The sequence below is a fragment of the Novosphingobium sp. PhB165 genome (genome assembly GCF_004341845.1).
GTDB lineage: Bacteria > Pseudomonadota > Alphaproteobacteria > Sphingomonadales > Sphingomonadaceae > Novosphingobium.
Map to the genome: position 1 here is coordinate 1 of NZ_SLVB01000008.1, position 19,949 is coordinate 19,949.

General features: G+C 64.2%; 21 protein-coding genes. 15 read left to right on the top strand and 6 right to left on the bottom strand.

Annotated features, from left to right (window positions below; genetic code table 11):
* From EDF56_RS20415 to EDF56_RS20445, 7 genes are all read left to right on the top strand, one after another.
* On the top strand, window positions 1-234 hold a 234-nt coding region (locus tag EDF56_RS20415), incomplete at its 5' end, for an arginine deiminase family protein (protein ID WP_243652737.1).
* Between the two features lie 25 nt (window positions 235-259).
* Window positions 260-769, top strand: a complete 510-nt coding sequence (locus EDF56_RS20420) for a Na+/H+ antiporter subunit E (RefSeq protein WP_165912296.1) — start codon at window positions 260-262, stop codon at window positions 767-769.
* Window positions 762-1,034, top strand: a complete 273-nt coding sequence (locus tag EDF56_RS20425; RefSeq protein WP_132391012.1) for a monovalent cation/H+ antiporter complex subunit F — start codon at window positions 762-764, stop codon at window positions 1,032-1,034. The genes EDF56_RS20420 and EDF56_RS20425 overlap by 8 nt, the downstream gene beginning before the upstream one ends.
* Window positions 1,031-1,327 carry a monovalent cation/H(+) antiporter subunit G gene (locus EDF56_RS20430; RefSeq protein WP_132391014.1) on the top strand — a complete coding sequence of 99 codons (297 nt, stop codon included), beginning with the start codon at window positions 1,031-1,033 and terminating at the stop codon, window positions 1,325-1,327. The genes EDF56_RS20425 and EDF56_RS20430 overlap by 4 nt, the downstream gene beginning before the upstream one ends.
* Window positions 1,324-2,256, top strand: coding sequence for a Na(+)/H(+) antiporter subunit B (locus EDF56_RS20435; protein ID WP_207904820.1), 933 nt, complete (start codon window positions 1,324-1,326; stop codon window positions 2,254-2,256). Before EDF56_RS20430 ends, EDF56_RS20435 begins: the two co-directional genes overlap by 4 nt.
* Window positions 2,253-2,588, top strand: coding sequence for an NADH-quinone oxidoreductase subunit K (locus EDF56_RS20440; protein WP_132391018.1), 336 nt, complete (start codon window positions 2,253-2,255; stop codon window positions 2,586-2,588). Before EDF56_RS20435 ends, EDF56_RS20440 begins: the two co-directional genes overlap by 4 nt.
* Window positions 2,585-4,300 (top strand): proton-conducting transporter membrane subunit, encoded by a 1,716-nt coding sequence (locus tag EDF56_RS20445; protein WP_132391020.1) that lies wholly within the window; start codon window positions 2,585-2,587, stop codon window positions 4,298-4,300. Before EDF56_RS20440 ends, EDF56_RS20445 begins: the two co-directional genes overlap by 4 nt.
* Before the next feature lie 5 nt (window positions 4,301-4,305).
* Here EDF56_RS20445 and EDF56_RS20450 read toward each other — a convergent pair whose 3' ends face one another.
* From EDF56_RS20450 to EDF56_RS20460, 3 genes are all read right to left on the bottom strand, one after another.
* Window positions 4,306-4,974 carry a hypothetical protein gene (locus EDF56_RS20450; protein ID WP_132391022.1) on the bottom strand — a complete coding sequence of 223 codons (669 nt, stop codon included), beginning with the start codon at window positions 4,972-4,974 and terminating at the stop codon, window positions 4,306-4,308.
* 58 nt (window positions 4,975-5,032) lie between these two features.
* Window positions 5,033-5,431 (bottom strand): nuclear transport factor 2 family protein, encoded by a 399-nt coding sequence (locus tag EDF56_RS20455; RefSeq protein ID WP_165912297.1) that lies wholly within the window; start codon window positions 5,429-5,431, stop codon window positions 5,033-5,035.
* 178 nt (window positions 5,432-5,609) lie between these two features.
* Complete coding sequence (locus EDF56_RS20460) at window positions 5,610-6,017, bottom strand: MarR family transcriptional regulator (protein WP_132391026.1); 408 nt, start codon at window positions 6,015-6,017, stop codon at window positions 5,610-5,612.
* Between the two features lie 172 nt (window positions 6,018-6,189).
* On the opposite strand from EDF56_RS20460, the gene EDF56_RS20465 reads away from it, so the two are divergent.
* The gene (locus tag EDF56_RS20465; protein WP_132391258.1) at window positions 6,190-7,878 is read left to right on the top strand and encodes a chloride channel protein; all 1,689 of its coding nucleotides are present in this window, start codon (window positions 6,190-6,192) and stop codon (window positions 7,876-7,878) included.
* A 76-nt stretch (window positions 7,879-7,954) separates the two neighbouring features.
* On the opposite strand, the gene EDF56_RS20470 is transcribed toward EDF56_RS20465, so the two are convergent.
* Complete coding sequence (locus tag EDF56_RS20470; protein WP_132391028.1) at window positions 7,955-8,485, bottom strand: nuclear transport factor 2 family protein; 531 nt, start codon at window positions 8,483-8,485, stop codon at window positions 7,955-7,957.
* A 365-nt stretch (window positions 8,486-8,850) separates the two neighbouring features.
* On the opposite strand from EDF56_RS20470, the gene EDF56_RS20475 reads away from it, so the two are divergent.
* Window positions 8,851-10,422 (top strand): aldehyde dehydrogenase (NADP(+)), encoded by a 1,572-nt coding sequence (locus EDF56_RS20475; protein ID WP_132391030.1) that lies wholly within the window; start codon window positions 8,851-8,853, stop codon window positions 10,420-10,422.
* A 5-nt stretch (window positions 10,423-10,427) separates the two neighbouring features.
* Complete coding sequence (locus tag EDF56_RS20480) at window positions 10,428-12,233, top strand: IlvD/Edd family dehydratase (protein WP_132391260.1); 1,806 nt, start codon at window positions 10,428-10,430, stop codon at window positions 12,231-12,233.
* A gap of 98 nt (window positions 12,234-12,331) precedes the next feature.
* On the opposite strand, the gene EDF56_RS20485 is transcribed toward EDF56_RS20480, so the two are convergent.
* The gene (locus tag EDF56_RS20485; protein ID WP_132391032.1) at window positions 12,332-12,673 is read right to left on the bottom strand and encodes a hypothetical protein; all 342 of its coding nucleotides are present in this window, start codon (window positions 12,671-12,673) and stop codon (window positions 12,332-12,334) included.
* A gap of 232 nt (window positions 12,674-12,905) precedes the next feature.
* A complete protein-coding gene (locus tag EDF56_RS20490; protein WP_132391034.1) occupies window positions 12,906-13,121 on the bottom strand; it encodes a hypothetical protein in 216 nt (71 codons plus the stop codon).
* A 362-nt stretch (window positions 13,122-13,483) separates the two neighbouring features.
* Here EDF56_RS20490 and rpoD point away from each other — a divergent pair, with 362 nt between their 5' ends.
* From rpoD to EDF56_RS20515, 5 genes are all read left to right on the top strand, one after another.
* The gene (rpoD, locus tag EDF56_RS20495) at window positions 13,484-15,526 is read left to right on the top strand and encodes an RNA polymerase sigma factor RpoD (RefSeq protein WP_132391036.1); all 2,043 of its coding nucleotides are present in this window, start codon (window positions 13,484-13,486) and stop codon (window positions 15,524-15,526) included.
* A gap of 235 nt (window positions 15,527-15,761) precedes the next feature.
* Window positions 15,762-16,958: a GGDEF domain-containing protein gene (locus EDF56_RS20500; RefSeq protein ID WP_132391262.1), complete on the top strand. Its 1,197-nt coding sequence runs from the start codon at window positions 15,762-15,764 to the stop codon at window positions 16,956-16,958.
* Between the two features lie 179 nt (window positions 16,959-17,137).
* Complete coding sequence (locus EDF56_RS20505; RefSeq protein ID WP_132391038.1) at window positions 17,138-18,547, top strand: methyl-accepting chemotaxis protein; 1,410 nt, start codon at window positions 17,138-17,140, stop codon at window positions 18,545-18,547.
* Between the two features lie 100 nt (window positions 18,548-18,647).
* Window positions 18,648-19,181, top strand: a complete 534-nt coding sequence (locus EDF56_RS20510) for a CAP domain-containing protein (protein ID WP_243652738.1) — start codon at window positions 18,648-18,650, stop codon at window positions 19,179-19,181.
* Between the two features lie 218 nt (window positions 19,182-19,399).
* Complete coding sequence (locus EDF56_RS20515) at window positions 19,400-19,930, top strand: methylated-DNA--[protein]-cysteine S-methyltransferase (protein ID WP_132391040.1); 531 nt, start codon at window positions 19,400-19,402, stop codon at window positions 19,928-19,930.
* The last annotated feature ends 19 nt before the right edge of the window (window positions 19,931-19,949 follow it).

The window sequence follows — 19,949 nt, forward strand, 5'->3', positions numbered from 1 at the left end:
GTGGAGACCGGCGGCACCCACTACATGCGCGAGCGCACGCAGTGGGATTCGGGCGCGAACCTCGTCTGCGTCTCGCCCGGCGTGGTGCTCGCCTACGACCGCAACGTCTATACCAACACCCTGCTGCGCAAGGCCGGGATCGAGGTCATCACCATCTCCGGCGCCGAACTCGGACGCGGACGCGGCGGCGGGCACTGCATGACGTGCCCCATCATTCGCGATGCCGTCGAGTAACGGCAAACCCGAAATGACGGGCGGCATGGCATCGACCGGAAAATTGCCGTCACGCAAGGCGGCCGCGATCGCGCGCGGGATCAGCTATCTTGCACTCTGGCTCATCATGATGCCCAGCGCCCGGCCTACCGACCTGCTGGTCGGCGCCGGCGCTGCCATCGCGGCGACATGGCTCAGCTTGCGCACATTCCCGCCTGCGACCGGCTGCCTGCATTTCGTCAGCATGGCGGCACTTATGCCCCATTTCATCTGGCAATCGGTGCGGGCCGGTTTCGACATCGCCCGCCGAGTCTTTGATCCGAGATTGCCGATCCAGCCCGGCTTCGTCGCCTGCCCGCTTGGCTTTCCGGAAGGTCTGGCACGCAACACGTTCGCCACCATCACCAGCCTGATCCCCGGCACGGTGCCTTGCGGCGAGGTCGACGGCGTTCTCACCTATCACTGCCTCGATCTCCGCAACCCTGTGGTCCAGCAGTTGTGGGCAGAGGAAAGACTGATGGCGCGGGCGCTGATCGCGGGCCGCAGGCATGACTGAATTTCTGCTCGGCTCGGCTTGCGCCATCCTGGTGGTGGTCGCGGTCGGGCTGGTGCGCCTCCTGCGCGGCCCCGGCGAGGCCGATCGCATGATGGCGGTGCAATTGCTCGGCACCGGCAGCACGGCGGTAATGTTGATCTTCGGCGCCGTGATACGGCAGCCGGCGGTGATCGATGTCGCGCTTATCGTCGCGCTGCTCTCGGCGTTCGCCGGGCTGGCCTTCGTGCGAGGCATCAGCCCGAACAGCGGGGGAGGAGACGAATGACCATGCTCCTCGATCTCTGGACGATCGTTCTGGTGAGCATGGGCGTCGTGTTCTTTCTTGCCGGAACCGTGGGCCTGCTGCGCTTCCCCGATGCGCTTTCGCGGCTTCATGCACTTACGAAAGCCGATAATCTGGGCCTCGGGCTGGTGGTGATCGGCCTGCTGCCGAGGCTCACAGGCATTGCGGACGGCGCCAAGATGATCTTCGTCTGGCTGCTGGTGATGCTGTCCGGAGCATGCCTGGCCCAGCTGGTTGCACACCTGATCCGCCAATCCGGAGACTTCAAGCCGTGACCGCGTGGCTCGACAGCGCGGCACTCATACTGCTGATCGGGCTGGCGGCATGGGTCGTACTGGGCAGGAACACGTTTGCAGCCGTGGCGGGCTTCATTGCCTACGGGATGCTGCTGGGGCTGGTGTGGGTGGAATTGCAGGGCATCGATGTTGCCATGACCGAGGCCGCAATCGGTGGAGGGCTCACCGGCGCGCTGATGATCGGCGCCGCGCGGCGGTTGAAATCGGCGGCGCCGGTGGCGCCTGCAACCGCAGGAACTCTCGTCATCGCTATTGGGGTTGGTGCCGCCATGGCCGCCATTCTGGCCGCATGCGTCCTGGCGCTGCCTAATCCGGCGCCGAGTTTGGCGTCCCTGGTGGCCGGGAATATCGCGGCAACCGGCGTCCAGAATCCCATCACCGCCGTGCTGCTGGCATTTCGGTCGATGGATACCCTGCTCGAAGCCGTGGTGCTGCTGCTCGCGCTGATCGCCGTCTGGTCACTGGCGCCCGATGCCGAGTGGCCCGGACGGATCGGGGTACCGCAAACCGCCAATCCCAACGGCATCCTCGCCTATATCGCGCGCGTGCTGCCACCGATCGGACTGGTGATCGGGTTCTATATTTTCTGGGCGGGCGCCGACCAGCCGGGCGGCAAATTCCAGGCAGCGACGATCCTCGCAGCCATGTGGTTGCTGATCATCTCCGCCGGGCTCGGCAAGACGCCGCCGGTAAGCTCCAGATGGCTGCGTGCGGGACTGATCGCCGGTCCCATCGGCTTCATTCTTGTCGGCGCCTATGGCGTAGCGAGCACCGGAGCGTTTCTCGGGCTACCCGCCGCCTATGCCAAGCCGCTGATCGTGACGATCGAGATCGCCTTGCTCCCCACCCTGACCTTGATACTGGCACTGCTGATCCCGCCCCCGCTGCGGAAACGGGCCGAAGCATGACCGGCGCCACACTTCACGGCCTCGCCGCCGCCATATTGATCGGGCTGGGTGTGTTCGGGCTGATCGCCCACGCCTCCCCTTTGCGCAAGATTCTCGCCTTCAACATCGTGGGAAGCGGCGTGTTCCTATTGGCGGGAGCTCTCGCCCGTCGCGGCGCCGAGGCCGGGTTCGGCGGCGATCCCGTCCTGCACGCCATATTGATTACCGGCATTGTCGTGGCGTTCTCGGCCACGGCAATGGCGACCGCGATGCTGCTGCGGCTGCGTTCGGTGACCGACCGGACCACTTTGGCCGAAACGCCGCCCCGCCATGACGCCGATCCTCCTGCATGACGGAAACTCCGGCAGGGCTGCTGATCGTTCTGGCCGTATTGCTGCCGTTCGTGGGCATGATGCTGGCGCTGATGGCGGGCGGCCGCAATACGCCTCGCGTTGCCGCCATCACTATTGTCTGCGTGGTCGTGACAGTCGCGGCGATCGGGCTTCAGGTTGCCCACGCTCCGTTGGTTTACCAGCTCGGCGGTTGGGCACCGCCGCTGGGCGTAGCGCTGCGCGCCGACGGGCCGGCGGCGGGGATGATGGCGGTGGTGACAGTCGTCGTAGCCGCCATCGCGCTCTACGCGCGCCGCGATTTTGCGGTGCCCGAAGGCCTGGTGGAAGCCCGTGCACCGCTGGCCTTCTGGCTGCTGTTGCTCGCGGTGTGGGGATCGCTCAATCTCATCTTTGTCAGCGGCGATCTGTTCACGCTTTACGTGGGGCTGGAGCTTCTGACTTTTGCCGGAGTCCCGCTGGTCTGCCTCGACGGCCGCGCCGAGACCTTGCGAGCGGCCCTGCGCTACCTGCTGTTCGCGCTGATGGGTTCGCTGCTCTATCTGCTGGGCACGGTGCTGATCTTTGGCGTCTACGGCACGCTCGACATCGAACTGCTGTCACGCGTGATCCAGCCGAGCCTTGTGACGCGGACCGTGCTCGCGCTGATGACGGCCGGACTGCTTGCCAAGACGGCGCTGTTTCCGCTCCACATCTGGCTGCCGCCGGCCCATGCCGGGGCCCCGGCGGCGGCGAGCGCGATCCTTTCCGGCCTTGTCATCAAGGGATCGTGGTTCCTGATCGTACGGCTATGGTTCGATGTCATGCCCGGGGTCGTCACGTTCGGCACTGCGCAGCTGCTCGGTGCGATGGGGGCTGCGGCGATTGTGGTCGGCAGCATCGTTGCGCTGCGGCAGCAAAGGCTCAAGCTGCTGGTCGCCTATTCAACGGTTGCGCAGATCGGTTATCTGTTCCTGATGTTCCCGCTCGCCTTCGACGCGAGCGCCGGAGCAATGTCGGGCGGCAATGTGTTGACCGCCGGACTGCTGCAAGCGGCATCGCACGCCACCGCAAAGGCCAGCATGTTCATGGCAGCGGGCCTGTTCTACAAAGCGCTCGGGCATGACCGCATTGCCGAACTGGGCGGCGCGGCGCGGGCCTTGCCGATCACCACGCTGACTTTCGCCATGGCAGGACTGGCGCTGATGGGCGTGGTGCCCAGCGGCGCCTATCTTGCCAAGAAGCTGCTTCTGGCAGCCGCCGCCGACCAGGGCCAATGGTGGTGGACAGTAGTCTTGCAGGGCGGAGCGGCATTCACGGCGGGCTATACGGTGCTCGTTCTGCGACGCTTGCTGGCAAGTCCCATGGCTCCGGAGCGAGAGATTGCCCGCGTCTCGCGGTTGTCCGAATGTACCGCGCTGGCACTGGCACTGGCGTCGCTGCTACTCGGCTTCGTGGCAGCCGTACCCGGGATCGGCCTGCCGAGCGGGCTGATCTCAAATCCACTCGCGCCGAGTGAACTGCTGACAATCTGCCTCGTCACAGGCGGCGGCTGCCTCTTGGCCTGGGGTTTCGCACAGCGGCCGTCTTCCGTGCGACCAGCCAAGGCCGCATTTGTCGGCGTGCTCGTCGAAGATTTCGACGGCCTGTTACGGCAGTGGCCGGCCGCCAGCCTTTCCCTGTTCGCTTTTGCGGCGGCAATGGGGTGGCTCCTGCAATCCGGAACTGCCGCATAGGCTTCTTACCGAGGGCTCTCCGCAGCCGCGACCCGCCTGAAACGGATGGTGCGATCGTATCGTTGGAGGATCAAGTCCCCATGGTCCCGGCGCAGCGGCGTCCGTGCAAACGCAACGACACCCAGATCGTGCGGCTCGAAACGGACATGGATCTCGTGGCCCATCGGTGGCGGCAATGCGATGGTTTCGCCACGAAGATCGAAGACGGGAAGCCGCAGAGTGACCGAAACGGGCATTGCGCGCGCATCGAATTCCAGCGGCTCGGGCTCATCGCTGAGTTGGCGGTCGATCACGCTTCCGTCCGGGAGCCGGAATTCCGCGTTGAAATATTGCCGGGACATCCCCTCGGGCAGGTCCAGCAGCAGCTTGATCTGCCCGGCAGGCGCATCGCGGAGGTCGGTCAGGACAAATCGGGGCGGGACGACCGGATCGCTGGTGAGCAGCACCTGACTTCCATCGGACGTCCAAGTGCCCTGCGCCTGTTCATCAAGCGCGCCATAGGACATTCCATAAAGGAAACGGCCGTCCGCGTGCAGTTCGATGCCAACGGCCATCTCGGTTTGCCCGCCGTCGTAAACACCCACCACATCCGCCGATTGGGCAGCGGCGATGGGGCACCCTGCGGCAGCAGCCGAAGCGAGCATCATGGCAAGAACGGTGCGGGCGAAGATCATGCCGCAGCATAAAACCTTACCGGAATTGCCGCGAGACGTTTGTGAGCCGCAATTGTCTTCAGGCCGCCACGTGCCGGACCAAAGCCGTATCGGTAAATTGGATGAAGGACCGGATTTTGCCCTCCTCATCCAAAGTGATCAGGTCGAACAGCTGCGTACGAACCGGCTCTTTTCCTTCGGCCGCAACGGTAACTTCCCAGCGCGCCGCGATCTTTTCCCCTTCGACCACGGCATCCAGAAGTTCAAGATCGCTGAACCGAAAGCGATCGATCAACTGGCCGATCTGATCCATCGAAGACTCGGAACTGAAACCGACAGGTTCCAACAGCGATCGCTCTCCGACAAAATCGAAGCGTGCATCATCCGCCCAATAGGTTGCCAATGCTTCCTTATCTCCCGAAACACGGGCAGCATAGACATCCCGAATTGTCTGCAACGCGGCGTCGCGGTCAAGCATGACCATCTCCATGAGACTAGGACAGCACGCCGAATATATTCCAAAATCCGTTTACTTGCGATCCACAAAAACCGCTCATCGATATCATTCAGAACTATAATCTCAGTAGTTAATTTGAAAATTATTCTCAATTACCACCCGCGTCGCGATTATTTCGCCACACGTGCAAGTAACGCAATCACACCTGAAGCTTGTCCAACAACGCGATCAGCATCGGCTTCAGGCGGCCGATTTCCTCACGGTGCGTCGCGCTGAGCGTTTCCAGCGTGCGGTGCGCCTGCTCGGTCAATGCAAGCAGTGCGCGGCGCTTGTCGTCCGGCGACGGCGCTCTCTGGACAAGGCCGAGCGAAACCAGCCGATCAACCAGCCCCGTCGCGCTGTGCGGCTTCAGGATCAGCCGTTCCGCTACGTGGCCGACAGTGGCCGCCTCTGCCGGTGCCGCCCGGATAACCAGCAGGGCCTGATGCTGCTGCGGCGTCAATCCGCACTCCGCCGCCTTCGCCTCGCTGAAGGCCTGGAACTGCCGCAGCGAGAATCGAAAGTCGGCAAGCGCCGCATAATCGGCATCGGTCAGTTCGTGGCTCATGCCTTCCAGTCCCTGTTCGCGGCCGATTTTGTCAATCGTTGATAAATATCGCATTACGATATATGTGCCGCGCGATCCACTCCTTCCATTCGAGCGCCATCCCATGACATTCCAAGATTTACCTTCGTCCCGGCGCCCGTTGGGCGATCACAGCGCGGACCGGCGCATGCTCATGCTGGCGCTCGCCGCGCTGCCAGTGGGCACGGGCGGCGCCTTGGGCGCGTGGGTTCTGCTGAAGGCCATCGCGGTCGCCACCAATCTGTTCTGGTTCGGCCGCCTTTCCGCCGCGCCTTCGGCCATCACCGACAATGCGCTGGGCGTATGGCTGGTCGCGGTGCCCGCCGTGGGCAGCCTGATCGTCGGCCTGATGGCGCGCTTCGGTTCGGACAAGATCCGCGGCCACGGCATTCCCGAGGCGATCGAGGCGATCCTTTACGGCGAGAGCCGCCTGTCCCTGAAAGTCGCCGTGCTGAAGCCGCTGTCTTCTGCCATTTCCATCGGCAGCGGAGGCCCGTTCGGCGCGGAGGGCCCGATCATCATGACCGGCGGCGCCATCGGTTCGCTGTTTGCCCAATTCTTCAGCCTCAGCGCGGCGGAGCGCAAGACGCTGCTGGTCTCCGGCGCCGCCGCCGGCATGACCGCCATCTTCGGCACACCGATTGCGGCAATCCTGCTCGCCATTGAGGTGCTGCTGTTCGAATGGAAACCGCGCAGCTTCGTGCCCGTGGTGATGGCGGTTCTGGTCTCATGGCTCTGGCGGCCATTGCTGGTCAGCACGGGCCCGCTGTTCCCCGTGCATCATGCACTGACGCTTGCGCCCGGCCTGATCGGCATCGCGCTGGCCATCGGCATGCTGGCAGGCGGACAGGCATGCCTGCTCTCCGCACTGCTCTACAAAGTGGAGGACCAGTTCGCCCGCTTGCCGATCCACTGGATGTGGTGGCCCGCGCTCGGCGGTCTGGTGGTCGGCATCGGCGGCCTGATCGACGCTCACGTTCTGGGCGCAGGATACGAGAGCATCCGCGGCCTGCTCGATGGATCGCTGGCGATCCGCGTGGCGGTGGCGCTGCTTCTGGTCAAGGCGACCGTCTGGCTGATCGCCCTGGGTTCGGGCACGTCGGGCGGCGTTCTTGCGCCGCTGCTGCTGATTGGCGGAGCGCTGGGCTTCCTGCTCGGGCATTACTTGCCCGGCGGCCCGGCAATCTGGGCGCTGGCCGGCATGGCGGGCATACTCAGCGGCGCGATGAGAGCGCCGCTGATGGCCACGCTTTTCGCAGTGGAACTGACCGGCGATTTCGCCATGCTGCCCCTCACGCTTGCAGCGGCTGGCGGGGCCTACACCGTCAGCGTCCTCATGATGCGCCGCTCGATCCTGACCGAAAAGATCGCCCGGCGCGGCCGCCATATCCTTCAGGAATACACGGTCGATCCGTTCGATTTCCTTCAGGCACGGCAGGTCATGACGCCGGATCCGCAGACCTTGCCCGGCACCATGCCCGTCGCCGACGCCATCGCCTTCTTCAGCACCGACGCGCAGTTCCGCAGCTATCCGGTGATCGATGCGCACGGCAAGTTGGCGGGGATGGTCTCCCGTTCCGACATCCTGCGCTGGAAAGTGCACGGCGCGGAAGCGGACGCGACTTTGGCCGAAGTCGCCTCGGACGCGTCCATCCCATTCGGCTGCCAATTCGATCCGATCAGCCGGATCGCCGACATGATGGTGGAGGCCGATGTGGGACGCATTCCTATCGTCGATTCTGAGACCGGCCGCGTTTCGGGCATTTTAAGCCGTCACGACCTGCTCAAGGTCCGCCGCGCCCACGGCAGTGCGGAGCGCGCGCGGAGCAGGCGGCAATCCTGACCACAGCGTAGATGCGGTTGGCCCTTGGTGCACATCAGCGCGCTCCTGTCGCGAGGCAGGAGCGCGCAGGCCGCGTTCACCGACCCAGCGCGATGCGCTTGTAGCTCTCGTCATGAGGGTAGCGGCCGCCCGGTGTGATGGGGATGCCCATGAGGCCCTTCGACCAATCCGCCGAGTCCGAGTATTCACGAAACCAGTCGGTGACAACGAGCCGTTCCTTGATGCGCCATTCGTCATCGCGCTTCTCGAAGCGATCGACATAACGGCCCGCGCCGATGACGTCCTGCTTGCCGTCCGGCGTATTGATGCGGTGGATGCCGTAGAAATAGGATTCCACATCCGCCACATTACTCTCGATGGCCATCAGCACATTGCAGACGAAGTGCATGGTCTGGTCCATCGTGCCCATGGCGCCGAACGACCAGTTGATGAACTCTTCCGCATTGCCCCGGAAGCTCAGGTGCTCGTCGACGCAGTCGGGCCAGTAGGCACTGCGCACCATGTCGGCATCGAGCCGGTCCACTCCCCGGGCATAGCGCGAAAGGCATTCGCGGATCGCCTCGCGGTCGGCGAGTTCGGCGGCGATCCTGCTTACGGATGTGGTCATGGCGCTCTGTCCTTTGAAGTACCCGGAAGTCACGCGACTCTCTTAATTCCGTCAAAAGCAACAAACCTCCCCCGCGATTTGACTGGAGACGATGTGCCTATCGGTCCGGGAGGATCTCTCGGGGCCCAAGCGACCGATGCGCGTCGTTCCCCATCGCCCGATTGCTCGCGCCCCTCCCTCCCATTTGCCCTTGACGGCGGCTGCGCACCGGGTAAATGATAGCGCTACCAAAACGAAATCGTTGAGGATGCCGATGTGATCGAGATCGCTCCGTACGTGCCTTGCCCGTGCCTGCGACTCCCGGACACCTGTGCGCTGTTTGGCGGCGGCCTCCGCAAATCCCCGTGGGTGGAAGGACTGTTACGATGATCACCGGCGCCATTCTCATCGGCCGCAGCGAAGAGCATACCGAGACCACTTATACCGCGGTAAACCCGGCCACGGGCGCCGCCATCGAGCCCAGCTTCACCACCGCCGGCCTGCCGGAAGTGGAGCGCGCCTGCGCGCTGGCCGATGCTGCGGCTATCGCCTTCGCCGAAGCCGCGCCGGAAACCCGCGCCGTGTTCCTGGAAACCATTGCGGACGAGATCGTGCGCATCGGCGATGACCTGATCGAGCGCGCCATGGCCGAAACCGGCCTGCCGCGTGCCCGCCTCGAAGGCGAACGCGGCCGCACCACCGGCCAGCTTCGCCTCTTCGCCCAGGTCCTGCGCGAAGGCAGTTGGGCTGACCTCACCATCGATCCGGCCCTGCCCGAACGCGCGCCGCTGCCCCGCCCGGACCTGCGCGTTCGCAAGGTCTCGCTCGGCCCCGTCGTGGTGTTCGGCGCGAGCAACTTCCCCCTCGCCTTCTCGGTCGCGGGCGGTGACACCGCCTCGGCCTTCGCGGCGGGCTGCCCGGTGATCGTCAAGGGTCACTCGGCCCACCCCGGCACCGGCGAACTGGTCGCCCGCGCGATCCAGCGTGCGGTGGCGCTGTGCCACCTGCCCGAGGGCGTGTTCTCCTACCTGCCCGCCAACCGCGAGGCCGGCACCGCGCTCGTCGCCGACCACCGCATCAAGGCCGTGGGCTTTACCGGATCGCGCGGCGGCGGCATGGCGCTGATGCGCACCGCCGCCAGCCGCCCGGAGCCGATCCCGGTCTATGCCGAGATGAGCTCGATCAACCCCGTCGTGCTGTTCCCCGCCGCTCTCGCCGCACGCGGTGAAGCGCTGGGCGCCGCTTTCGTCGGCTCGCTGACGATGGGCGCAGGCCAGTTCTGCACCAACCCCGGCCTCGTCATCGCCATGGACGGCCCGGACCTCGACACCTTCCTCGCCTCGGCCGCCGCTGCCATGGTCGGCAGCGCCGCGCAGGACATGCTGACGCCGGGCATCCACTCCGCTTACGTCGATGGCGTCGAAGCCCTGGCCGGCCATTCCGCCGTCACCACGCTCGCACGCGGTGTCGAGCCGACCGGACCGCATCAGGCACAGGGCGCGCTGTTCAAGACCCGCGCCGCCGATTTCCTGGCCGACGCGGCACTGGGCGCGGAAGTCTTCGGCTCCTCGTCGCTCGTCATCACCGTCACCGACATGAGTGAGGCCAAGCAGGTCATCGCCGCGCTCGAAGGCCAGCTCACCGCCACGCTGATCCTCGATGCCGAGGACGAAGATGCCGCTGCCGAACTGCTCCCCGTGCTGGAGCGCAAGGTCGGCCGCATCCTCGTCAACGGTTGGCCCACCGGCGTCGAAGTGTGCCACGCGATGGTCCATGGTGGGCCGTTCCCCTCGACTTCGGATGGGCGCACCACGTCGGTCGGCGCCAAGGCGATCGATCGCTTCCTGCGCCCGGTGTGCTATCAGAACATGCCGTCCGCCCTGCTCCCCGAGGGCCTGCGCGACGGCAATCCCTGGAACGCACCGCGCCGCATCGACGGCGTGCTCAAGCTGGGCTGATGACCATGGACAACCATAACGACACTGCGGGCAACGACTCTGCGGCACCGCGCCGCTTCCGTTCGCAGGATTGGTTCGCCGATCCTGCCCGTTCGGACATGGTCGCGCTCTACCTCGAACGCTTCATGAACTACGGCATCACGCCCGCAGAACTGCGGTCGGGACGCCCGATAATCGGCATCGCCCAGTCGGGCAGCGACCTTTCGCCTTGCAACCGCATCCATATCGATCTGGCGAAGCGCGTGCGGGACGGCATCCGCGACGCGGGCGGGATCGCGATGGAGTTCCCGGTCCACCCGATCTTCGAGAACTGCCGCCGCCCCACCGCCGCGCTCGACCGCAACCTCGCCTATATGGGCCTCGTCGAGATCCTCTACGGCTACCCCATCGACGGCGTGGTGCTGACGACGGGCTGCGACAAGACCACGCCGTCGCAGGTCATGGCTGCCTCCACCGTGGACATCCCGGCCATCGTCCTCTCGGGCGGGCCGATGCTCGACGGCTGGCACGAGGGCGACCTCGTCGGCTCGGGCACGGTGATCTGGCGCAGCCGCCGCAAGCTGGCGGCGGGCCAGATCGACGAGGAAGAATTCCTCCAGCGCGCCTGCGACAGCGCCCCTTCGGCCGGGCACTGCAACACCATGGGCACCGCTTCGACAATGAACGCCGTGGCAGAGGCGCTGGGGCTCTCGCTCCCCGGCTGTGCGGCGATCCCGGCGCCCTACCGCGAGCGCGGCCAGATCGCCTACGAAACCGGCCGCCGCATCGTCGAGATGGCCTATGAGGACTTGCGCCCCTCCGCCATCCTGACGCGCGAGAGCTTCCTCAACGCGATCCGGGTGGTCAGCGCCATCGGCGGATCGAGCAATGCCCAGCCGCACGTCATGGCAATGGCCCGCCACGCGGGTGTCGAACTGCATGCCTCGGACTGGACCGAGCACGGCTACGACCTGCCGCTGATCGTCGACATGCAGCCCGCCGGGCGGTTCCTCGGCGAGCGCTTCCACCGCGCGGGCGGCGTGCCGTCGGTCATGTGGGAACTGCAACAAGCAGGCGTGCTCGCGGACGACTGCCTGACGGTGACCGGCGAGACGCTGGCCGAAAACCTTACCGGCCGCGAAGCGCGCGACCGCGAGGTAATCCGTCCTTTCGCCGAACCGCTGCGCGAAAAGGCGGGCTTCCTCGTCCTTTCCGGCAACCTGTTCGACTTCGGCATCATGAAGACTTCCGTCATCAGCGCCGAATTCCACGAACGCTACCTCTCGCGCCCCGGCTCGGAAGGTGTGTTCGAAGGCCGCGCGGTCGTGTTCGAAGGCGGTGACGACTACCACCACAGGATCAACGACCCCTCGCTGGAAATCGACGAGAACTGCATCCTCGTGATGCGCGGCGCCGGACCGCTAGGCTGGCCCGGCTCGGCCGAAGTCGTCAACATGCAGCCGCCAGATGCGCTAATCCGCAGCGGCGTGCAGTGGCTGCCGACGCTGGGCGACGGGCGCCAGTCCGGTACTTCGGACAGCCCTTCGATCCTCAACTGCTCTCCGGAAAGCGCGGCGGGTGGCGGTCTCTCATGGCTGCGCACCGGCGACGTGATCCGCATCGACGTCCGCGCGGGCAGCTGCAACGCGCTGGTGGACGAAGCGGAGATCGCCCGCCGCAAGACCGAGACGCCTCCGCCGGTGCCGGAAAGCCATACCCCGTGGGAGGAACTCTTCCGCGAGAAGACCGGGCAGATGGCCGAAGGCGCCGTGCTGGAAATGGCCGTGAAATACCGCCAGATTTCCGCCAAGACGCCCCGGCATAATCACTGATTATCTGACCTGACGTGGTCCGGGCTGTGACAGTCCGGACCACGAAGGCCGCGAGAGACCGGAAAAGCAGGCGATAAAGACGGGCGATTCCGGCCCGATCAGCGTTTCTTCTTGGTGATGGTCGCGGTGAAATCGGGGTCCTTGTTCGCCACCCAATCCACGAACTTGCGCACGTTCGGATCGGCCAGCAAACCCTCCACATCCATTCCGTGGCGCTGCAATTCGGAATTGGTGAAATTGGCGATCAGCGTCTGCTGGCAAATCGAGTGCATGGGCACGACATCGCGCCCGCCCCGGCTCTTGGGTACCGGATGATGCCAGACGATGGTCTTGCCGGTGGGCCGGCCGCAGAGCCAGCAAGGCTCAACGGGAGCCGGAGCCTCATCCTCCTCGCTATGGAGGTCTTCGTAGGGGCCATGTTTCGAATGCTTGCGGGCCATGCGTCTGCCTGAATTGTCTGAACTTGCGCCGCCCGCCTACAGCGGGGCGGCCAGCATTACCACACCTGCGTCCTCGTTTTGAAAGCGCACCATGTTCTGCCCAAAGCGATCCCGCCGCTCCTCCCGCCCACCGCTCATCCTGAGCCCGTCGAAGGATCGGAACCTCGTTCGCATCGCCAAATGGACGGTGCGGACATCCTCAAAGCAGCGTCATCGCGATGGAACGCGAGCGTCAGACATCCTTGGGGATGGGCCGGTCGAGGTAGCTGGTCGCTCCCCGGCTGCGCGCTTCCCAGGCGTTTGCCCGCTCGCGGGCATAGACCTGCTGCACGCGAACCCTGCTGATGCCATATCGTTCGGCAAGGGCGCCAAACGTCGCGCCATCGATCACCGCCACGTAAATGGCCGTATTCCGCTCGTGAGCGGGGCTTGAACTTCCTGGAACCATCGACTTACTCCTGCTGATTGACGGCAATCGGCTGCCGCACCCGCGCGCCCCGGCCTTGAGCTGACGGACCCGCGATTTCTCGCCTCCGGCATGGACCTATTGTAACATGTAACCCACACCCGATTCGATGAAGCCCATTCGTCGCCAATGACGGCGATGGCAACAGGGCCTTGCTACGCCGCTTCACGGCCCCCGTACCTCAGCCTTTCAAACGCTTCATAAAGGCCATAAGGGCATCGAATTGGGTTTGGGCGAGAGACCACTGGAATTTACTGCCCTTGTCAGGCAAGGGGCCCCATACCTATTTTTTGTCCTGGCGAAGTGACCGTCATGGGCCGCGCAAATGAGACAATGGCATACCTATGAGCAAGAACGAGAACGCGGCGGATTTCGATGCACCGCTTATTGAGAGTGGCAAGGGCGCGGTTGCGCGGTTTATCGCCCGCGCCAAGAGCCGTGGTACCATCACCGTAAGCGAGCTGAACGCTGCCCTGCCGCAGGATCAGATGTCCACCGACCAGATCGAGGACATCATGGCCGCGATCTCGGAGATGGGCATCAAGATCGTCGAGAACGAGGATGAAGGCGAGGACGGCGACGAGACCGATTCTCAGGCCGATTCGCAAAACGACGACGATCGCGATATGGACGATGACGCCGGCGACGACGGCGAAATCTCCCAGCGCCGCACGCCGGACAGCAAGAAAGCCGACGCTCTCGGCCGTACCGACGATCCGGTGCGCATGTACCTGCGCGAGATGGGCGCGGTGGAAATGCTTTCCCGTGCGGGCGAAGCGGCGATTGCCAAGCGCATCGAAGCCGGCCGCGACATGATGATCATGGGCCTCTGCGAGAGCCCGCTGACCTTCCACGCCATCATCCAGTGGTCCGAAGCGCTCAACAACGGCGAGATGCAGCTGCGCGAGATCCTCGATCTCGATGCAATGCTGACCAAGGAGCCTGCGCCCGAAAGCCTGTCGGAAGACGGCGAAGGCGACGACGACGGCGAGATCAGCGAAAAGATCGCCGGCCCCTCCTTCAAGGAAGACGACGAGGCCGAGGAAGAGGAAGCCGCCACCGAGCTGGACGAAGACGGCAATCCGATCGCCAAGCGCGCGGCCGAGGACGAGGACGAGGACAACACCATCAGCCTTGCGCAGATGGAAGCGGCCCTCAAGCCGGAAGCGCTCGAGAAATTCTCGCTCATCACCGAGCTGTTCCAGGCCTTCGAGCGCCTCCAGTCGGAGCGTCTCGACGCGCTGGCGCTGGGCATCGACTTCCCGGTTGCCAAGGAAGAGCAGTACCAGCAGCTGCGCGAAGACCTGACCGCGCAAGTCGAATCGGTGAAATTCCACGCGGCGAAGATCGAATATCTCGTCGACAATCTCTACTCGTTCAACCGCCGGCTCACCACGCTGGGCGGCCAGATGCTGCGCCTGGTAGAGCGCCACAAGGTGAAGCGCGCCGACTTCCTCGAAACCTATGTCGGCCGCGAACTGGACGACACCTGGATCGGCGAAATGGCGACGAAGGACAAGAAGTGGGCGGCTTTCGCGGCCAACGAAGCCGATCCGGCCGAGCGTATCCGCCTCGAAGTCTCGGACATCGCCGCTGCCACCGGCATGGCGCTTCCCGAGTTCCGCCGCATCGTCAACATGGTCCAGAAGGGTGAGCGCGAGGCGCGCATCGCCAAGAAGGAAATGGTCGAGGCGAACCTGCGTCTGGTGATCTCGATCGCCAAGAAGTACATGAACCGCGGCCTGCAGTTCCTGGACCTCATCCAGGAAGGCAACATCGGCCTGATGAAGGCGGTCGACAAGTTCGAGTACCGCCGCGGCTACAAGTTCTCGACTTATGCCACCTGGTGGATTCGTCAGGCGATCACGCGCTCGATCGCGGATCAGGCCCGCACGATCCGTATCCCGGTCCACATGATCGAGACGATCAACAAGCTGGTCCGCACCAACCGCCGCTTCCTGCACGACCATGGCCGCGAGCCCACGCCGGAAGAAATGGCCGAGCGCCTGTCGATGCCGCTCGAAAAGGTCAAGCGGGTCCTGAAGATCGCCAAGGAGCCGATCTCGCTCGAAACCCCCGTTGGTGACGAGGAAGACAGCCATCTGGGTGACTTCATTCAGGATTCGAATGCGGTCATCCCGGTGGATGCGGCCATCGAGTCCAACCTCAAGGAAATGATCACCCGCACCCTCGCCTCGCTCACGCCGCGCGAAGAGCGCGTGCTGCGCATGCGCTTCGGCATCGGCATGAACACCGACCATACGCTTGAGGAAGTGGGCCAGCAGTTCTCGGTGACCCGCGAACGTATCCGCCAGATCGAGGCAAAGGCGCTGCGCAAGCTCAAGCACCCGAGCCGGTCGCGCATCATGCGCAGCTTCCTGGACTAAAACGGTTTCGGCGTTTTCCGGGTCATCAAGTGGTTCCACCTGATGAGAAAACGCCCTTGGCTACAGCGCCGCCTCTACCGGCCCAATGCCGGTAGGGGCGGCGGCAGCGCTCCAGCCACTATCAGGAAATCGGAGAGACACCCATCCGAAGCTACGGGCCAGAGGCCCGCGGCCGATTAAGTGATGGGAAATTTCCAGATTGCAGGTAAAGGACCGCCAATCTTCGGTGCCTGCGATGCGGTTTGATCTCTCCACTTTGTATTTCCTTGCCATAGGCACTTTGGCTCTCAGTGCAGTCATGACGCTCTTGGAGCGGCACGCGCGGCCCTTGCGCAGGAATGAACTCGGCATACTCGCCGCCGGCTATTCTGCGCTGGCTGCCGGCTGCGCATTGGCGATGGGGCGAACGATGTTCGCCGGTCCGCTTGGCGCAAGTTTGGCCAATATGGTCATGATGGGCGGGTATCTTCTGATTTTTCAGGGCGTAGCGCGCCTGGCCGGCCGCAAGCGCGGCGCGATTTCGCTGGCGATTTTCGCTTTCCAGGCCCTGATCTGGATCGCCATGGGCGAATGCTGCCGGGATATTATCTGGAACTATATCAGCGCATTTCCCATTGCGCTGGTCAGCGGCCTGACAGCCTGGGAACTGTGGACGAACGATCGCTTCCGCTTCTTGCGATCCCGGCGTGTTGCGCTGGCCTTCGCCGCCATGCATTCGCTCTTCTACATAGGCAGAGCCTTTGTCCTGCCTCTGGCGGTGCCGGGTTTCGGGCCGCGACTACTTGGGATCTCCAGCGTCTTCACGATGTACGAAGGCGTGCTCTACTCGGTCGGCCTGCCCATGGCGCTGATGGCGCTCCTGCGAGAGGAAACACAGGATCAATTGCTGCAAGCCTCGCGCACGGACTATCTGACCGGCCTGGGCAATCGGCGCTGGTTCTTCGAGGAAGCCGACAGCCACATTCGCAATGCAAACGCGGACGCGCGTACCTTTCTGCTCGCTTTCGATCTCGACCACTTCAAGGCCATCAACGACCGGTTTGGTCATGCGACGGGCGATCGGGTGCTCAAGCTGTTCGCAGGCTTCGTCAGAGGCATCGTCGGACCGGCTGCCATTCTCACGCGAATCGGCGGTGAGGAATTCGCCGCATTGTTGACCTGCAAATCCCATGCGGAGGCCGCAGCTATCGCCCAAGGCGTGGTGAGCGGCTTTGCGGAGATCGTGATAGATCGGGAAAATGGCGTGGACGTCACGGCAACCGTCAGCATCGGCCTTGCGGAACTGGGACGCGACGGCAACGATCTTGCGGATCTCCTCTCGGCCGCCGACGCCGCGCTCTACAGGGCCAAAATCGGCGGTCGCAACCGGATCGAGCCTGCGGAACCGCCAGCCCCCGACCGGACTGCCTGCGGTCTTGAAATGCGCGCTTAGCGGCAGCGCTGCCGGTCCAAGATTGTGCGGCATGCGGGCAAATTTCACCCTCAAGTGGCGCGCCTCGCTACTTGAAAGTCCCTAGCGGCGATACTGCCAATCCTTCGCAAATCCCCGGTAAACCGTCGTCTCGCCCGAGGCATTCCGTCCTCGCGGAAAAATGCTCAGCGAGGCCGACGATGTTCAATTGGTTCGAGAAAGATGCCCCCATCCGGGTCAAGTTCCGCACCCTGTTCTATCTGCACGGATTCTGGGGCCTGCTCTCCGTAGCCGGCACGGCTCTCGCCGCCCGCAATTTCACCGCGCCCGGAATCGGGCTGGCGGTCCTGTCACTGGTGGCGACGCTGGCCACCGTGAAGATCAGCGGCAAGCTGATCTGCGATCCCTATGTCGAGACAGTCGTACGCATGGAAGGGCTGGCGGCAGGCGATCTGGCCAGTCCAATCAGGTTCACCGATCACAGTGACTGCGTGGGCCGGATGACCAACGCCATGGCCGTGTTCCGGGACAATGCCGTGCAGGTCCAGCTCAATTCCACCCGCCAGCAGATGGTCGAGGCGCTGGAGCGCGGTCTGCTCGCGCTGGAAGGCGGCGACATGACCATCAAGCTGGAAACGGCCTTCGCGGACGAATACGAGAGCCTGCGCGCCGGTTTCAACCGCACCGTCGTCGGTCTGGAGGCCAGCATCGCGCAAGTCGTATCCTCCGCCGAATGCGTGCGGACGGGTTCGGCCGAAATCCGCGCGGCGTCGGACGATCTTGCCCAGCGCACGGCAAGTCAGGCGGCAACGCTGGAGCGCACCTCTGCCTCCATGAAGAACGTGACGGGGATGGTGGAAGTGACCGCTCGCAGCGCCGGCGAGGTCCGCATTGCGGTGAGTGCGGCCAGCGGCGATGCCGATGACGGCGCCAAAGTCGTCCGCAATGCCGTCGCCGCAATGGACGCGATCGAGCAGAGTTCCTTGCAGATCAACCAGATCATCGACCTGATCGACGGCATCGCCTTCCAGACCAATCTTCTGGCCCTGAACGCGGGCGTGGAAGCGGCGCGGGCAGGCGATGCCGGGCGGGGTTTCGCCGTAGTCGCCAACGAAGTGCGGGCGCTGGCGCAGCGATCGTCCGACGCCGCGCGGGAAATTCGCGCCCTTATCACCACGTCGTCCACGCAAGTCGCGGAAGGGGTCGATCTGGTCGGGCAGACCGGGCGCATGCTTGAGCGGATCGGTACGAAGATCGCCGAGGTCAACAGGCTGGTCGACGCAATCGCCCGGGGCGCGGAAGTGCAGTCCGAAGCTTTGACCGACATCGGCGGCGGCGTCGTCAGCATGGACCAGATGGTGCAGCAGAACGCCGCAATGGTGGAGCAGACCGCCGCCGCCGCGCGCGGCCTCGCCTCCGAAGCGGCGGAGCTTGCCGAACTGACCACGCGCTTCAGGCTGAATTCGGCTTCCAACGGACCTGTGCGCCTCATGTCCCGGCGCGATCCGCCTGCCCTGACTGCGGCATCGCCGCGCCACGCGTCGCTGCCGGTGCGTGGGAATCTGGCGATCAGTCCCGCGCACTCGGGCGAGGACTGGTCCGAATTCTAGAGCATTTTCAAGGCGGATTCGGAGTGAACGGATCATACTCCGGAATGGTTTGCCTCTGTTCCACAAAATGACAGGATTCCGGTTGTAACGCGGCCAAAAGGTGGCTGATTCGGGAGTTTTCATGGTGTTTGGCGTACTTGCTGCTGCGGCGGTTGCCGCCTCCAGCACTCGGCCGGCTGTCAATGAAGCCCAATTTCAGGATATCGTGCTCGCCATTCATAACCGGGAGCGCGCGGCGGTAGGCTCGGCGCCGCTGCACTGGAGCGCCAAGCTGGCGCGTGATGCCGGTTACTGGGCAGACCGGCTGGCATCATCGACAGTGTTCCGGCACGATGCCTCCAACCGGCTGGAGGGCGAGAACCTTTGGATGGGGACCCGCGGCGGCTATCGCCTCGAAGAGATGGTCTCGGGTTGGGCGGCTGAAAAAATCCCGCTGCGCCGAATGCGTTCGTGGCAGGACGATTATCACCGCGTTGGCCACTATACGCAGATGATCTGGGCCGGAACGACGTCGGTCGGTTGCGCCCTGTCGAAAGGGAGAGGGTACGAATACCTGGTGTGCCGATACGATCCGCCGGGGAACGTCATGAATGAGAGCCCCTATCGCCAGCGAACGGTTGTCAGCGCCCAATAAGCCCGATTTCGGAATGGTACGCCGCCTTCCACCCATCCGGAAACCTCGCGACAATTGCGGAAAAAACCGGTTTGAAAGCAAGGATCGGAGTGCGGCAGCGGCAAGTTGCGCCCATATACCTCCGATCATGAGGCGCCGTTGACGGCCATTCCGTCCTGCAAGGCTCGGCGTCCGGCATTCTGAAGGACCCGAGTGTGGATCGATCGCCGCAACACGCTATGTTCGAGACCTCGTACGGCTTTGCCGCCATCGGCTGGCGAGGATCGAGCGTCTCGTGCTTTCGCCTTCCGTCACGGACAGCCGAAGCAGCCGAAAGCGCGCTGCTTCGCCGTTTTCCCACGTCGATACGAACGGCTCCCCCGGCATTCCTGCAGGCCGTCATCCGTGATGCCCAGCGCTATTTCGAAGGCGAGCGGGTGGATTTCTCTGCCGTCGAGATCGACCTGGGCGAACAGGAACCGCTGTTCGAACGCATCTATGGTTTCGTCCGTGCGCTGGATTACGGCGAAACCACGACTTACGGCGCCGTCGCCAAGGCCTTGGGCGAAGAACCCCAGACCGCGCGGACCGTGGGCGAGGCGATGTCGCGCAATCCCGTGCCGCTGATCGTGCCATGCCACCGCGTGACGGCTGCCGGCGGGAAGATCGGAGGCTTTTCGGCCCCGGGCGGCTCCGATACGAAAGCGCACATGCTCTCGCTGGAGGGGGTTGCCTCTTCCTCGAACAGCCAGATCGGCTTCGGATTCTAAAGGTGCCTCATCAGGACAG